A 15,247-nucleotide genomic window follows, 5' to 3' on the forward strand; every position below is an offset into this window, starting at 1 on the left:
ATTGCGCTGACTACAAGAATTTACTGCACTGCAACATCAGGATGGTCCATCTGCCGGCCCAAGCAGTTTGACCACCACCGCCCTATCCGCCACCGCATCCAGGCCGGAAAGTCGGTTCAGGGGTGACAAACCAGCAGTGCATGATTGCGAGCAAACAATACATAACAGCTGCATGCCGTCTGTTGTAAACCTGGCCGATCCAGGATGCTGATCGCTCCACGGTGATAGCAAATCAGCCCCTGGCCTTGCAGCCAGCCTGCTGCGCGGGTAATGCCGACGCGTCGTACGCCAAGAATGCCGGCCATATCCTGCTGGGTGAAATGCATTTCATCAAGTTGCAGGCGGTCGTGAGCCATCAGCAACCAGCACGCCAGCCGTGGAATGATGTCATGAAAATGGGCACACGCTGCAGACAGGGCGAGTTGTTCATGGGTGGAATAAAAATAATGCCGACTCAGCCGTGTCAAGGATTGGCTATGCCGCAATGCATGCCAGAAACCAAGATAATCAACTCGCAGGGCCTGTCCGGCTTCCAGTACCGTGGCCTGCAAGGGCGACCGGGCCAGCCCCAGCACCAAGCCAGCCCCCAGCATACCCTCATTGCCAAGCATGCCGGCCGAAACAATATGATTGCCGCTGCCTGACTGCAGCACCACCAGCCCGGACAGGGGGAAGTAAACCTGATGGCCACCTTGTCCGGGGCCGTCCAGGCGGGCAGCCAGCGGCAAAGCTGTTTGTTCGCATCGCGCCAGCAGTTGATGGCGATCGGCTGACGGCAAACGCTGCAGAATGCAATTGTGCGGCTGCTTCATATATCCACTCCCCACCCGGTAGTCATCAGGCAGCCCGATATAGAGTGCCACTGCCACCCTGCTCCATTACAGCAAGCCTTGACTGTGTGTTAACGCGCTTAGCGACGTAACACGGCATACATGGCCTGTGGCGAGTAGCGACTATGTTTGCCAACGCACATACGGAAGTATGGCGGCTATCGGAAGATGCCGCTGGCGGAGACACTTTTCCGTCTGGCCAGCCGGCTTTAGCGGTTGCGGTTGATGCGTCCGGATAGAAGTACGACCCGGTTTGAACGGCCCGGCAGGAGGTCAGTCTTCCTTTCCGGCCCTTACACATGACTTGTCGCGGAGAGCAAACATGAATACTGCACATCAGGAGTTGTCAGCACAAAGCCAGCCGATTTTGCGACTGGGCATCAAGCTCATGGCACTGTCTCTGGATTGCGCTGAAAAAATCGTCCATTTCAACCTGGCATTGGGCCAGGCAGGGCTGGATACTTGCGCCTTGTCGGTAAAAGAACTGATGGCTGCCACCACACCGGGGGACGCAATCAGCAAGATCAACCACATAGCCAGTCATGCATCCAGCAAACTGATGCACTGCTCCAACGAGCTGTGCAACGACCTGTCAAAAAACCATGAAAACCTGCGCTCTCTGACAGAGCAGCACTTCGGCATTTTGCACACCGCATTGTCCGACCAGACTGTCACTGAGGAGAGCAAAAGGAAAGCAGCCGGCACCACGCCGTAATCGCTTCACAATACGCCGCCCGGTTCATCCTGTTCCGGGCTTCGCAAGGACTCGGGACCTGTTCACTTCGCCCGGAAAGGCGGCAACAGCCGCTGATACTCCTTTTTCACCACGGCATAGCACTCACAGGTGCGCGCTTCCAGTGCCGGACGGTCCAGTACCCGAATGTGCCCGCGGGCATAGCTGATAATGCCCTCACGCTGCAAATTCAATGCTGCATTGGTCACCCCTTCGCGCCGCACGCCCAGCATGTTGGCAATCAGCTCCTGCGTCATGCACAGCTCGCTGCCTTGCAACCGATCCAGGCTGAGCAACAGCCAGCGACATAGCTGCTGATCCAGCGAGTGATGCCTGTTGCATACCGCTGTCTGTGACATCTGGGTAATCAGCGCCTGGGTGTAACGCAACAACAGATGCATGAACGGTAGCGAACGCTCGAACGCCTGCTTGATCACGTGTGCCGGCAGGCGGTAACCGTAGCCACCACTTTGGACTACTCCCCGGCTTGGGGTGGACTCCCCTCCCATGAACAGGGCGATGCCGACAATGCCTTCATTGCCAACCACTGCAATCTCGGCAGAGTCGCCGTTCTCCATGACGTACAGCAACGATACGATGGCCGTCACGGGAAAATAGACGTGGCTGAGTTTGTGTCCTGACTCGTAAAGCGTCTTGCCCAGCGGCAATTCCACCTGTTCGAGAAAGGGCCTGATTTGCAACCAATCTGCCTCCGGCAAGGCTGAGAGCAGACCATTGGCTGGGCATACTTCGACCATGTATCACCTCCCAATATTAAATCAATTGATTCAATCTCTATTAACATAAACCATAAATTTGCTGGTGTATGTACACTGAGAACAAATGCGGTGTACCTGTATGCATTGCGGTCTGGTCATCGTTGTGTGTCCCAACAGACAGACGCCGTGCCAGTGGTGACAGATCATGGCGATCCAGACTACAAGGAGTCGCATCATGCTAAAAACCGATACCACACTGCAGTCAGATGTCATGGCAGAGTTGGCATGGGATCCGCAGATCTATGCCAGCCATATCGGCGTGCAGGCCAAGGACGGCGTCATCACTCTCAGCGGGCAGGTGGCCGACTTTACGCAAAAGTGGGCAGCAGAACGGGCCGCCTTGCGGGTCGGTGGCGTGCAGGCCCTTGCTATCGAATTAACAGTGGCCCTGCCCTGGCAGGAACAGCGTGGTGATAGTGAGATTTCGGCCGCAGCAGCCAACGCCTTGCAAATGATACCCGTGCTCAAAGACCACAATATCAAAGTCATGGTCGAGCACGGCTGGATCACCTTGACAGGCGATGTCGAGTGGGACTTCCAGCGCAAGACGGCCATCAGTCTGCTACGCCATCTCTCTGGTGTTACCGGTATCAGCAACCAGATCACGCTGCGCAGCAAGCTGGTCAGCCACGCCATCAAGGAAGAAGTGGAAGCGGCACTCAAACGCCGGGCCATAAGCGACATCAACAGCATTACCGTCAACATTGATGGCCCGGACGTGATTCTCTCCGGCAGCGTCCATAGCTGGTCCGAGCGCGCCTTGGCCAACCATGCTGCTGCCGGCATGCCCGGCGTGCGCGATGTCATCGACAAGATTTCCGTCATCGCCTGAACAGGCTGGCCGCCAGTCCACCCTCGGAAATTAAATTGCACTATGCCGGTTAACGCACAGACGCGGCGGGGAGCAGCGCGCATCGTGTGATTGATGTCGAGTGAATCCACCCGACGCAATCAGCAAGACCAGAGGTAAACGCAATGACTGCAATCACTGAAAAGCATGACACCGCAAAACCGGAAGACAGCAACAGCAAGGCAAATGCCGGCATCACCAGCACCGGCCCGGTCTTCAGCCAGAAGGGCAATAACGTTGGAGCGACCAAGGACGCCGTAAAGGACCCGGCAGACAAGACACCCGGAAGCATGCAGGACAAGACCACGGACCAAGCCAAGTCCTGAATAGCCGCAGCGGACCAGCAGGCAAGCCTTCCTTTACGGCAGGGCCTTCCCCCCGAAACACCTTGGACTGCCTTGCGGCAGCAGCCTGGCGTTGATGTGTTGCCTGTCAATTCGCTTCGAGTTGATGGGCATTTTGCATGATGAACGGGCATGGTGAGCACACCTGCCGTCAACCAACCCGGATGGAGTCCGCTTGATGATCACGTCCCAACGCATGGAAAGCGACAGTTTTGGCAGCATCGCCGTAGCGGACGATGCACTGTGGGGAGCCGAGACCCAGCGTGCACTGCAACATTTCGCCATTTCAAACGAGCCGATGCCGCTAGCACTGATCCACGCGCTAGCCAGCGTCAAGCGGGCGGCGGCCCAGGCAAATATGGAGCTGGGCTTGCTGGATGCCACCAAGGGAGAGGCCATTGTGCAGGCCTGTGATGAAATAGCCGCTGGCCAGCATGAGCGGCAGTTTCCGCTGTCAGTCTGGCAAACCGGCTCGGGCACGCAAAGCCATATGAACATGAATGAAGTGCTGGCCAACCGGGCAAGCGTTTTGCTTGGTGGCCATCCTGGCCAGCAGGCGCTATTGCACCCACATGATGAAATCAATATGGGGCAGTCCTCCAACGATGTCTTCCCCACCGCCATGCATCTGGCCGCGGCACAAGGCATCCGCCACCAACTGCTGCCGGCACTGGGCAGGCTGCAACAACAGCTGCTTGCCAAATCGCAGGCCTTTGCCGGGGTGATCAAAATTGGCCGTACCCACCTGCAAGATGCCACCCCCCTGACGCTGGGCCAGGAGATATCAGGCTGGGTCGCCCAGTTACACCATGCCGAACAAGCCTTGCAGGGCAGCCTGCCCGCATTGTGCCAACTGGCAATCGGCGGGACTGCGGTAGGAACCGGTCTGAACACACATCCTCAGTTTGGTGACCGGGTGGCTGCCATCCTGGCAGCGCAAACCGGCCTGCCACTTTGCAGCGCAGACAACAAGTTTGCCGCACTGGCTGGACACGATGCCATGGTGATGACGCATGGTGCGATGAAAATGTTGGCCACGACGCTGATGAAAATCGCCAACGATATCCGCTGGCTGGCTTCCGGCCCGCGCTGCGGGCTGGGGGAGCTGATCCTGCCGGCCAATGAAGCCGGCAGCTCCATCATGCCGGGCAAGGTAAACCCCACCCAGTGCGAGGCTGTCACCATGCTGTGCTGCCAGGTGATGGGCAACGATGTGGCGCTGTCTATCGGTGCCGCTTCGGGAAATTTTGAACTCAATGTCTTCAAGCCACTGATTGCCTACAATTTTCTGCAAAGCCTGCGTCTGTTGAGTGATGGCATGGACAGCCTGGGTGAACACTGCATTGCCGGCATGCAGCCCGACCGCGAACGCATCGCCCAGTTGCTGGAGCGCTCACTGATGCTGGTCACCGCCCTCAGCCCTCACATCGGCTATGACCAGGCGGCCCGTATTGCCCGCCACGCACAACAGACCGGCTGTACGCTGAAGCAGGCAGCGCTGGAACTGGCCAGCATCAGTGAGGCCCAATTCGATAGCTGGGTGCAGCCTGGCAATATGGTGTAAGTGCTTGGTAACACTATCGTGCCGAATGTGCGCTTGCGCACAGTACATCCGCACTGCCGTTGCCAAGATTGTTTTCCATGTTCGGAACGGCAAGCCCCATCTGCAGGAGGCCACACCATGCGCAGCGCCAGTTATTTACGTGAATTCTCCTTTGGCAACGGGCAGATCGGTTTGTATTACGCACTGCCCTTGCTGGAACAGCAGGGCTTCGGTGCCATCTCCAGACTACCGGTTTCCTTGCGCATCATGCTGGAGTCTCTGCTGCGGCATGTGGGTGGCCAATATGTCAGCGAGGCCCATTTGCGCCAGCTCGCCAGCTGGCAGCCACAAGCACCACGCGAGACGGAAATTCCCTTTGTGGTGGCGCGCATTCTGCTGCAGGACTTCACCGGTGTGCCCCTGCTATGCGATCTGGCCGCCATGCGCGATGCCACCATTCGTCTGGGCCGGGACCCGGCGCTGATCACACCGAAAACTCCGGTGCATCTGGTAGTGGATCACTCGGTGCAGGTGGACTTTTTCCGTGAGCCCGATGCCTTGCAGCGCAATCTGCAACTGGAATACGAACGCAATGCCGAGCGCTACCGTTTCATCAAATGGGGCCAGCACGCTTTTGCCAATCTGCACGTCACCCCGCCGGGGCAGGGCATTGTCCACCAGGTCAATCTGGAGTACCTGGCACCCGGCCTGACCCGACAAGGCAAAATCTACTGTCCCGACACCCTGGTTGGGACCGATTCGCATACCACCATGATCAATGGCCTGGGTGTGCTGGGCTGGGGAGTGGGCGGCATTGAGGCGGAATCAGCCATGCTGGGTTTGCCGGTATTCCTGCTGCAGCCGGATGTGCTTGGCGTACACCTGCACGGGCACTTGTCCACGGGAGTTACCGCCACCGATGTTGTCCTCACCCTGACCGAATTGCTGCGCAAGTCAGATGTGGTGGGGGATTTTGTCGAATTCTTTGGCAACGGGGCCGCCCGGCTCACCGTTCCGGACCGCGCCACCATTGCCAACATGGCTCCGGAATACGGAGCCACCGTGGCTTATTTTCCTCCCGACCACCAGACGGTGGCCTACCTGACGGCCACGGGCCGGGATGGCGAACAGGTGGCCGCGTTTCAGGCCTACTTCCAGGCGCAGCAAATGTTTGGCATGCCACGACTGGGAGAGATCGACTACAGTCGCGTCATCAATGTAAACCTGGCAGACATCAAGCCCTGCGTGGCCGGCCCGCGCCGGCCGCAGGATCGCATTCCACTGGACGCGTTGAAGCAAAGTTTCATCACCACCCTGTCCGCACCCACCGAGCGTGGCGGCTTCGGCAAGGGCGCTGCAGCCCCGGTCCGGCCAGCCGGATCGGCGGCAGACAAGCAACTGACTCATGGCGACATCGTGATTGCCGCCATTACCTCCTGTACCAACACTTCGCATCCGGGCAGCATGCTGACTGCGGGTTTGCTGGCCCGCAAGGCGGTGGCATTGGGACTGGCGGTGCCATCCCATATCAAAACCTCGCTGGCCCCCGGTTCGCAAGTGGTGCGCGACTACCTGCAAGGTGCAGGGCTGCTGGAGCCACTGGCACAGCTTGGCTTTCGCCTGGTCGCCTATGGCTGCACCACCTGCATTGGCAATTCGGGACCGCTGGATCTGGCCTTGGAGCAACAAATTGCCGAGGGTGATCTCATCTGCGCTTCCGTCCTGTCCGGCAATCGCAATTTTGAAGCGCGCATTCATCCGGCACTACGCGCCAACTTCCTGATGAGCCCACCGTTGGTCGTGGCCTTTGCGCTGGCCGGGCGGATAGACATAGATCTGACTCGTGAGCCACTCGGTCAGGATAAACAGGGCAATGCAGTCTATCTGTCCATGCTGTGGCCAAGTCCGCAGGAAATAGACCGGGCCGTTCACGCGGCGGAAAATCCGACCAGCTACCCACGCCTGTACCAGATAGCGGATGACCCCTTATGGCAGGACCTGCCGCTTGAGACACAGCAGACATATAACTGGCCACGCTCCAGTTATATTGTCCGCCCTCCATTTCTGGATGATGTCACGCTACACCGCCTTCCACCCTTGCCACCGATACGGCAAGCCAGAGCCCTGGCGCTGCTGGGCGACTCAGTCACCACCGATCACATCAGCCCAGCCGGCAGCATTGCTCCTGACTCCTGTGCGGGAGGCTATCTGCAACAACTGGGTATCACGCCCCGCTTGTTCAACAGCTACGGATCGCGTCGGGGCAACCACGAAGTCATGGTGCGCGGCACCTTTGCCAATATCCGGATTCTCAACCTGATGTTACCCCCAGATGCAGACGGCAGGCCGATCACCGGTGGCTATACCCTGCATCAGCCTGATGGCATACAAGGTTTCATTTACGACGTGGCCCAACGCTATCAGACAGAAGGCGTGCCACTGCTGGTGATTGCCGGCAAGGAATACGGCAGCGGATCAAGCCGTGACTGGGCAGCCAAAGGCACCGCCCTGCTGGGAGTACGTGCTGTCATTGCCGAAAGCTTCGAACGCATTCACCGCGCCAATCTGGTTGGCATGGGCGTCTTGCCACTGCAATTTCGGGAAGACGACAGCATCAGCTCCCTCGGTCTGACTGGCCGTGAATTATTCACGCTTGAAGGGCTGGAGGATCAGCTGACCCCTGCACAGCCGGTGCAACTGCATATCGACTACCCTGATGGTCGCCACCGGGTCTGTAGCTTGCAATTACGTGTTGATACGCCGACCGAAGTCGACTACTGCCTGCATGGCGGGGTATTGCCTTATGTACTGCATCAATTGCTGAATGCATGAAGTCGCGCAGATCCAAGCGCGCAGGAGTGCATCCGCCTTACCGGCGGTGCTATTGATAACAACCAGTCTGGTCACAGAGCGGGCGCACTGCATGCTAACGATTGTGCAAGTCGCGATGATGGCTCCCATTGGCCATGTGTTTGATCAGCACAGATGCCCACCAGCGCCGATCCAATGGTTCCAGCACCATACTGGATAGAGCCAGTCAGTACGGACACAGTACCAGCCTGCTCAGGGTAAATACCCAGTGCACCGGCAATCGCATTGGCCACAATAAAGCCTGTTGAAGAAATGATCAGAAAAAGCGGAATAACCAGGCCAGGCAATGCTCCCCGGCCGGTTTTCGCATCAATGGCCAGCACGGCTACGGCGGCCACCATGGCTCCTTGCAACATCAGCCGGTCGCTGCCAATCCGACTGAGCAATCGCGCGTTGATTTGATTGGTCAGCATGATGTCGATCATCGCTATGCCGAATAGTAGGCCATACAACGGTGGCGAGATGCCATAGCCGGTAATGTAGGCAAAAATGCAGCCATAGAAGCAAGCCCTTGTTCCGGCATAGCCCAGTAGTCGACGGTGGCGCAATTGCTGCAGATCAACATGAGCTGCCCACTGACATGCACCTTGACTGCATGGCCGTCCCTCTCCAGTGCCCAGGCATACAAACCACCATGGGTGGGTAATCGAAAGTTGACGCAGAAGGACTGGCTGCAGGCCTGCCAGTGGATGGTTTGATACTTGGGAAGGAGGGAGGGGCTTGCTCATGCGGTTATTCTACCGATTGGACGCAAGCCCTGATATGTGCAACAAAACCCTGTCAGCGCATTCGTGCGCCGTATCAGGACTGAATCTGGCTTTGCAGATAGTTGGCCAGGCTGACATCCTTGATCAGGCTAAGCTGAGTCTCTAGCCAGTCTATGGTTTCTTCGCAGTGTTCCAGCAGTTCCTGTAGCAGTTCGCGGCTGACGTAATCCTGCTTCTGTTCACAATGGGCAATGCCATCCACCAGTTGCGGGCGCTGTACTTCTTCTTCGTAGCGTAAATCACTGCGCAGGCATTCTTCCACGGTTTCACCGATGTGCAGCTTGCCCAGATCCTGCAGATTGGGCAGCCCTTCCAGAAACAGAATGCGTTCTATCAGCTCGTCGGCTTCTTTCATCACCCGGATCGACTGCTTGTACTGATAGTCGTTGAGCCGCTCCAAGCCCCAGTTACGGAACATGCGCGCATGCAGGAAATACTGGTTGATGGCGGTCAACTCGTTACGCAGCACATGGTTGAGCAGTTTGATGACGGTTTTGTCTGCTTTCATGGATATTCCTTACGCCATCTGGCTTTGCAGGTAGTTGGGGAGGCCGGTCAGCTCGATCAGTCGCAGCTGTTTTTCCAGGAAATAGGCATGATCCATTTCGGTATCATCCAGCTGGACCACCAGCATTTCTCGGCTGACATAGTCTTCGGCCTGCTCGCACTGGGCAATGGCTTTTTTCAGTTCGCGCGTTACCTTGTACTCCACCGCCAGGTCGGACTTGAGCATTTCTGGCACAGTACTGCCGATTTGCAGGGCTTCACGCTTGCTCAGATCCGGCTTGCCTTCCAGAAAGAGAATACGCTGGATGATGGCCTGGGCATGTTCGCGCTCGTGGGCGGATTCGTGCAGTGCTTTCTCAGCCAGCTTCTGCAAGCCCATGTCGGCATACATCTCTCCATGCAGCAGGTACTGATCGACGGCAGTCAACTCCCCTGCCAGCAGGGTATTGAGCAGATCAATAATGTCTTGTTTGCCTTGCATGTGAACAATCCTTCCAATAGTTGTATATGACAGCACCGCGAAGTGGCAGGGCTGGGTCCGGCATCACAGCCCGGTCGGCTGGCCTCTTCCCGGCCTTGATGCGTCAAGATGAATTGTAGCGGCGATGACAGCGCGCTGTGCATGGCCGCTACATGATCAATTTTGCATGCCAGTATTTACCGATATTTGCCGGGTGGTTTTACCCTGTCAGCCTAGCCGGGAAATACTGGAAAGTAAGCCATTTTCGCAGGGTTTTACCACGCAGGCATCCGCCATGCGCAGCCGCTCAGGATAACCGTGGACTGCCCATCAGGCGAATCAACGCGGTCTGCAGCTCGGAAACTGCCGTGCAAAGTGCCTGAACCAGCGGGTGCTGCTCGCTGATGTCCTCATGCTGACGGCAATAATCCTCCAGTGCCTGGCAGCTGTTTATAAGCTGGCCGGCGTTGATAATGCGGGCCGCACCCTTTATCTGATGCGCCACACGCGCAACACCGGCGGCATTGCCCAGCAATACCAGGGACTGCAATGACTCCATATCATCGCGCAGGCCCTGCAGCAGGTGCTCCAGCAACTGCTGCAGCTGCTCGTCCTCCATAAAGGACAATTCATCCAGGCTATAGCTGATGCTGCCATCCCCAGCCACTTTATTGTCGCGCCCGAGCATATGCTGCTGCAGACAGGCACGCAGACCGGAGAGGCTGATGGGCTTGAACAGGCAGTCATCCATGCCGGCAGCGCGGCAGCGTTCCTTTTCGTCAGGCAGGGCATTGGCAGTAAAGCCAAGCAACAAAACAGGCGAACGCTGTTCCTGTTCCTCTTGCTGGCGAATTGCCTGCGCCAGCTGGTAGCCGTTCATCTCTGGCATGTTGCAGTCGGTGAATATCACGTCGAAGCTACCCTGTTGCCACATCATCAGCCCTTCCCTGCCATGCGGTGCGACCGCGGTCTGATGCCCAAGGTAGCGCAGCTGCTGGGATAGCAGCAGACGGTTTGCGGCATTGTCGTCCACCACCAGGATACGCAGCCTGAGCTTGTCGGCCTGCGATTGGGCGACTCCGGCATCCGGAGCGACCGGTTCGACATAGGGATGATCAGATACCGGCAAGCGCAATTCGATATCCAGCCGGGTTCCATCATAGGGTCGGCTGCTAAGCGTAAGCGATCCTTGCATCATTTCGCACAGCGTACGGCTGATGACCAGTCCCAGCCCGGTACCGCTGTGGACATCGCGCGCCACACCGCGCGCCTGGCCGAAGGGCAGGAACAGACGCTGCTGATCTTCCTCGGAAATACCGATACCAGTATCAGTAACCCGGATCTGCACCAGCAGCTGCTGATCCGGCAGCACGCTCTGGCGGACTCGTACCGTCACGCTGCCCTGGGAGGTAAATTTGATGGCATTGCTGAGCAGATTGGACAGAATCTGCTTGAAGCGCAGTGGATCGAGCATGACCTGCCACTGAACCGGCGTAGCCGGATCGACATCCAGAAACAGGCCCAGCTGCTTTTGCCGTGCCAGACCATCAAAGATGCGCACCACCGAGTTGGCCTGCTCCAGCAGATTGCATGGCTCGGGATTCAGGCTCAGGTGCCCGGACTCGATGCGGACAATGTCCAGAATATCGCCGATCAGCCCCAGCAAGCCCTGCGCCGAATCATAAGCCACCTGCAGCGAGCGCTGATCTACCACGCCATGGTCGGCCTGACGCAGGGCCAGTTCCAGCATGCCGATCACGGCGCTCATCGGCGTACGGATTTCATGGCTCATGGTGGCAAGAAAGGTGGTTTTGGCCTGGCTGGCCTTGTCCGCCTGCTCTTTGGCGGCTTGCAGTTCTTCAATCAGCTGGCGACGCTCGCTGATGTCTATCCAGCCGCAGATGACACCACGGATCACCCCTTCGGTATCCCGGAATGGTTGTATCCAGTGAAAGGCCGACACATGCTGCCTGTTAAGCATTACCTCCCGGTCACGCTGGATCGGCACTCCGTACTCGATCGCTAGTTGATAATCCTGTGCCAGCGTGGTGCGGGTCTTGTCGTCAATATCGATAAGGCCGCCAATATTGTCGCGATGGCTCATGGCCTCTTCCCGCGTCAGGGCCAGCGCTTGCAGATAGTGTTCGTTACAGCTTAGCAACTGGCCTTTCCGGTCCAGCACATAAACGGGATAGGGCGTGACATCAATCAGCGTGGTCATGAAGTTGAGCTGGTCGTTCAGGGCCTTTTCCGCAGTCTGCCGCTTGGCAATCTGCTTGCGTAAACGGTTATTCCATACCAGTGAAACCAGCAGCAGAATACTGGCCACGGCGATGACCAGATAGATCAGTCCCAGGCTGTAGTCATACCAGCTCTGATTGCTGGCACCAACATTGGTACGCCAGCGTTCGTTGAACAGGTTATCCAGATTTTCCGGGCCAATGCTGAACAGGGCCTTGTTGATGATGGAACGCAGAATGACCTCGTCCGTCTGCATGGCCAGTGACAAGACATTGGTGGGCAGACCGGTGATGTTTACCTCACGCAATTTGCCATTGAACAACAAGGGCAGGTAGTAGCGGCTGTTCATGGTGGCCACCAGCGCCATGTCTGCCTTACCGTTTTCCACCATGTCAAAAGCAGAAACCGGATTGTTCACTTCCTTGAAAACGGCACCCGGCAGAACCTTCTCCCAATCCAGGCTGGCAATCAGCCCCCGGCTTACTGCGATAACCTTGTTGCGCAGGTCAGATACATCTCTGGGGGCATCGGTATTTACCCGGACCACCAGATTGTATGAAAGCGGCGTTACCGGCTCGGACAGCAACAAGTTATTGCGGCTGCCACTACCATGGACGGACACAATCGCCAGGTCAGCCTGGTTATGCAGCATCAACTCCAGGGTATTCTCCAGCGAATGGGATTTCTTTACTTCCAGACGCACTCCGATACGCGGCGCAATCAGATCCAGCAGTTCGGCTGTCGCCCCGCGCCATACGCCCTGATCATCAAAAAACGAAATCGGTGCCAGCGTATGACTGGCGGCCACCCGCAAGACCGGATGTTGTTTCAGCCACTCCCGCTCTTCTGCGGTGAAGGCGATGGGAAACGCGTAAGGCTGCAAGAACATGGCCCCACCGCTCCAGCGCTGGATCAACTGCTGCTGTTGCTGCTCGCCCAATTGCCCCAACACCTTGTCCACCACGCTTTGCAGCCGGCCTTGGCCCTCCGGCATGGCAAACGACCAATTGCTGTCCCAGCGTGCACGCCGGATGATGCGCAAGTCATCCACCAGGTTCTGGTTGGCTTCATAGTTGACACCGGTGGCATCACCCATGAACAGGTCGATCTGGTGTGCCTGCAGTGCGGCCAATCCTTTGGCTACCGAGTCGAAATAGGCCAGGTCCGCTTCGGGATAAATCTCCCGCACAAGCGTTGGGGAATGGTATAGCGGCCGCATGCCAATGCGTACCTTGTGCGGGTTAGGTTCCTCATACCCCACCATGATCGGCATATCGCGCAGATAAGGTTTGCTCAGGTGCATTTTGTGAAGCTGCAACTCGAAGGGCGTAACTGCACTGACCAGGTCAATTTCCCCGCGGGCAAGCGCCTCCAGAGCTTGCTGACGGCTGGCGTAGTGGAGCACCTGCGGCTTCAGCTTGAGTGTGCGGGTGAGATAGCCGAAAACATCCGCACTGACACCCTGAAATGTGCCACTCGAGCTGCTGATATCCAGGGGCGGCAAATCCCTGGCAACACCCAGTCGCAAGCTTGGCCGCGACTGCAGCCATTGCTCATCTTCCACAGTCAGGCTCAGGTTGCCAGGAATATTCAGTGGCTGGGCCTGCAATGACAATGACTGCGGCGCAAGCACTGCAGCGGCCATGGCAGGAATGGCCAGCAGACAACACCACACGATAAACCCGCGTAAAAATAAGTGCATGAATTTCCCGCTGCCTAGGGGTTGGAATGCCCCCGTCTGTTTTTATTCATCCGTGTGTAGTGCCCATAAAGCCCGGGGCTCTGCGATCGGGAAGACCAGATAGAGGCAATCTGGCCTTCCTGCAAAAGATACGTGGACGCTAGTATTTTTCTAGCAAACATCTTCTGGAGAGTATTGGTGAAATTTCCCAAAAACACTAAGTATGACTTTTAGACAGTTGCATTTTGACAGCGAGATGGGGTCGGTACTGCCGTGGGAGGCGTCAGGTGCGGGAGCAACTTCAAGAGGGCAAAGGCAGAATCAAGAAATGATTCTTACAGGATACGACAACAGCCTTACTGCAGATCCTCAACTTTTTCCATTTTGCGGGTTCGGATATCCACTACCCGGTGAATTTCTACCCGGATTTCTTTCTTGTACAACAGATACATCAGCTTTGCTGCCTTGCGAGCCTGGTCGTGCGTGGTATGCCATGGCCCGCTGTCATCAACGCCGAATTCCGGTGAAATCAGGCGCAATCGATACATTTTGCCTCCGTTTACTCAACTTTACGTATTCATGCGTGCATTTGATTGCATGATGCCAGAAAACCCCTGCCACGCGGGAAAACGCCAAAGAAAAAGCCGGCAATGCCGGCTTTCTGGTCATATCTGCCACAAGGATTCAGTCAGCTCTGCACGTGGATGGAATGGTTCAGCGGGAAACGGACCGCAGCTATTGCCGCGGCAATCTCGCTTTCACGCCCAGCCCAGTAACCCAGCCGCAGCAGACAGTCAATCGCCACCAGGGCAGCATCGATCATGAAACGCTCAGCCACCAGCAGATCTTCGACCTCCGCCAGAGACAGGCAAACATGCTCGGCCACTTCGCCATCCTGATTACAGGGCTGTTCGCTGCCGGAAAGCCACAAGTCGTAGACATGCAGCCATTCGCGATGCAGGCCACGTTGTACCGGTCTTTCCGCCAGCAGCAAACCGGTTTGCGGCAGCAGTTCCAGCCTATCTGCCGGAATGCCGGCTTCTTCCCAGCCTTCGCGCTCCAATGCCAGTTCAATCGATTCGCCTGCGGCAATTCCGCCGCCCATCAGATTGTCCATGCGGTTGGGGTCAACCGCCTTGTCCGGGCTGCGGCGTCCCACCCACATTTTCACCTCACCGGCAGCGGTGCGGGTGAGGCCATTCAGATGCACGGCCCGGCTGGTTAGCCCCAGCGGACGAAAAGCGGCGCGCTCCAGTTCAAACAGGGGGGTGGAATCCGGCAGGAAGGCGGTGAAGTTTTCATTACGCCAGCCATTGAGCCAGCCGGCAGCCTGCCAGCGCCGTGCGGCCTGGTTCAACTGGATGCTGATGGCGGCATAGTCACCAGCCACCTTGCAGACGAGTCCTTCGGGCTGCAAACCGAACAAATCGGCTTCGCTTTCCAGCAAACGCGCCAGCCAGACCTGGTTGACACAGCCCATATGCTGGCCTGCGATAAACAACGGGGTGAATGCGCTGCGATCGAAACGGGTGATCTTGGCCAGATACCCCAGAACTCCATCCACTTGCATGATGACTCCGAACAGACTGCCTATTGCGGGAAGGCGCCATCATAGGATGCAGAACCGGTTTTGCCCAACTT

At 57.2% G+C, this 15,247-nt stretch carries 13 protein-coding genes; 5 read left to right on the forward strand and 8 right to left on the reverse strand.

The genetic code is table 11. The features are described 5' to 3' along the window. Positions 1-116 precede the first annotated feature (116 nt). Positions 117-863 (reverse strand): Crp/Fnr family transcriptional regulator, encoded by a 747-nt coding sequence (locus QVF59_RS04840; protein WP_287877702.1) that lies wholly within the window; start codon positions 861-863, stop codon positions 117-119. Between the two features lie 289 nt (positions 864-1,152). Between QVF59_RS04840 and QVF59_RS04845 the strand changes: the two genes are divergently transcribed. After that, complete coding sequence (locus tag QVF59_RS04845; protein WP_287877704.1) at positions 1,153-1,545, forward strand: hypothetical protein; 393 nt, start codon at positions 1,153-1,155, stop codon at positions 1,543-1,545. A 62-nt stretch (positions 1,546-1,607) separates the two neighbouring features. Here QVF59_RS04845 and QVF59_RS04850 read toward each other — a convergent pair whose 3' ends face one another. Then, positions 1,608-2,321 (reverse strand): Crp/Fnr family transcriptional regulator, encoded by a 714-nt coding sequence (locus QVF59_RS04850; RefSeq protein WP_287877706.1) that lies wholly within the window; start codon positions 2,319-2,321, stop codon positions 1,608-1,610. Positions 2,322-2,517: 196 nt separating this feature from the next. Between QVF59_RS04850 and QVF59_RS04855 the strand changes: the two genes are divergently transcribed. From QVF59_RS04855 to acnA, 4 genes are all read left to right on the forward strand, one after another. After that, positions 2,518-3,174, forward strand: a complete 657-nt coding sequence (locus tag QVF59_RS04855; protein WP_159874864.1) for a BON domain-containing protein — start codon at positions 2,518-2,520, stop codon at positions 3,172-3,174. A gap of 143 nt (positions 3,175-3,317) precedes the next feature. Continuing rightward, the gene (locus tag QVF59_RS04860) at positions 3,318-3,518 is read left to right on the forward strand and encodes a hypothetical protein (protein ID WP_287877707.1); all 201 of its coding nucleotides are present in this window, start codon (positions 3,318-3,320) and stop codon (positions 3,516-3,518) included. Positions 3,519-3,714: 196 nt separating this feature from the next. Then, positions 3,715-5,100, forward strand: a complete 1,386-nt coding sequence (gene fumC / locus QVF59_RS04865; protein ID WP_159874862.1) for a class II fumarate hydratase — start codon at positions 3,715-3,717, stop codon at positions 5,098-5,100. Between the two features lie 117 nt (positions 5,101-5,217). Next, positions 5,218-7,911: an aconitate hydratase AcnA gene (acnA, locus tag QVF59_RS04870; protein ID WP_287877709.1), complete on the forward strand. Its 2,694-nt coding sequence runs from the start codon at positions 5,218-5,220 to the stop codon at positions 7,909-7,911. 71 nt (positions 7,912-7,982) lie between these two features. Here acnA and QVF59_RS04875 read toward each other — a convergent pair whose 3' ends face one another. The 6 genes from QVF59_RS04875 to QVF59_RS04900 all read right to left on the reverse strand — a co-directional run bounded on the left by QVF59_RS04875 (position 7,983) and on the right by QVF59_RS04900 (position 15,176). After that, positions 7,983-8,678: an MFS transporter gene (locus QVF59_RS04875; protein ID WP_287877710.1), complete on the reverse strand. Its 696-nt coding sequence runs from the start codon at positions 8,676-8,678 to the stop codon at positions 7,983-7,985. A 73-nt stretch (positions 8,679-8,751) separates the two neighbouring features. Continuing rightward, the gene (gene bfr, locus QVF59_RS04880; RefSeq protein WP_159874859.1) at positions 8,752-9,225 is read right to left on the reverse strand and encodes a bacterioferritin; all 474 of its coding nucleotides are present in this window, start codon (positions 9,223-9,225) and stop codon (positions 8,752-8,754) included. 9 nt (positions 9,226-9,234) lie between these two features. Then, on the reverse strand, positions 9,235-9,705 hold the full coding sequence (bfr, locus tag QVF59_RS04885) for a bacterioferritin (RefSeq protein ID WP_159874858.1): 471 nt from the start codon (positions 9,703-9,705) through the stop codon (positions 9,235-9,237). 286 nt (positions 9,706-9,991) lie between these two features. Beyond that, on the reverse strand, positions 9,992-13,627 hold the full coding sequence (locus tag QVF59_RS04890; RefSeq protein ID WP_287877711.1) for an ATP-binding protein: 3,636 nt from the start codon (positions 13,625-13,627) through the stop codon (positions 9,992-9,994). A 335-nt stretch (positions 13,628-13,962) separates the two neighbouring features. Continuing rightward, on the reverse strand, positions 13,963-14,154 hold the full coding sequence (locus tag QVF59_RS04895; RefSeq protein WP_159874855.1) for a hypothetical protein: 192 nt from the start codon (positions 14,152-14,154) through the stop codon (positions 13,963-13,965). A 140-nt stretch (positions 14,155-14,294) separates the two neighbouring features. Next, positions 14,295-15,176: an NUDIX hydrolase gene (locus QVF59_RS04900; RefSeq protein ID WP_287877712.1), complete on the reverse strand. Its 882-nt coding sequence runs from the start codon at positions 15,174-15,176 to the stop codon at positions 14,295-14,297. Between the last annotated feature and the right edge of the window lie 71 nt (positions 15,177-15,247).

It is taken from the genome of Aquitalea sp. (assembly GCF_030150775.1).
In the GTDB taxonomy this organism is placed as follows: domain Bacteria; phylum Pseudomonadota; class Gammaproteobacteria; order Burkholderiales; family Chromobacteriaceae; genus Aquitalea; species Aquitalea denitrificans.

What these genes read in the sequence shown, in the direction of transcription:
- fumC (WP_159874862.1), top strand. Translation starts at nt 3,715, where the DNA reads ATGATCACGTCCCAACGCATGGAAAGCGACAGTTTTGGCAGCATCGCC.
- QVF59_RS04845 (WP_287877704.1), top strand. Translation starts at nt 1,153, where the DNA reads ATGAATACTGCACATCAGGAGTTGTCAGCACAAAGCCAGCCGATTTTG.
- bfr (WP_159874859.1), bottom strand. Translation starts at nt 9,225, where the DNA reads ATGAAAGCAGACAAAACCGTCATCAAACTGCTCAACCATGTGCTGCGT.
- bfr (WP_159874858.1), bottom strand. Translation starts at nt 9,705, where the DNA reads ATGCAAGGCAAACAAGACATTATTGATCTGCTCAATACCCTGCTGGCA.
- QVF59_RS04895 (WP_159874855.1), bottom strand. Translation starts at nt 14,154, where the DNA reads ATGTATCGATTGCGCCTGATTTCACCGGAATTCGGCGTTGATGACAGC.
- QVF59_RS04875 (WP_287877710.1), bottom strand. Translation starts at nt 8,678, where the DNA reads ATGAGCAAGCCCCTCCCTCCTTCCCAAGTATCAAACCATCCACTGGCA.
- QVF59_RS04855 (WP_159874864.1), top strand. Translation starts at nt 2,518, where the DNA reads ATGCTAAAAACCGATACCACACTGCAGTCAGATGTCATGGCAGAGTTG.
- QVF59_RS04900 (WP_287877712.1), bottom strand. Translation starts at nt 15,176, where the DNA reads ATGCAAGTGGATGGAGTTCTGGGGTATCTGGCCAAGATCACCCGTTTC.
- acnA (WP_287877709.1), top strand. Translation starts at nt 5,218, where the DNA reads ATGCGCAGCGCCAGTTATTTACGTGAATTCTCCTTTGGCAACGGGCAG.
- QVF59_RS04890 (WP_287877711.1), bottom strand. Translation starts at nt 13,627, where the DNA reads ATGCACTTATTTTTACGCGGGTTTATCGTGTGGTGTTGTCTGCTGGCC.
- QVF59_RS04860 (WP_287877707.1), top strand. Translation starts at nt 3,318, where the DNA reads ATGACTGCAATCACTGAAAAGCATGACACCGCAAAACCGGAAGACAGC.
- QVF59_RS04850 (WP_287877706.1), bottom strand. Translation starts at nt 2,321, where the DNA reads ATGGTCGAAGTATGCCCAGCCAATGGTCTGCTCTCAGCCTTGCCGGAG.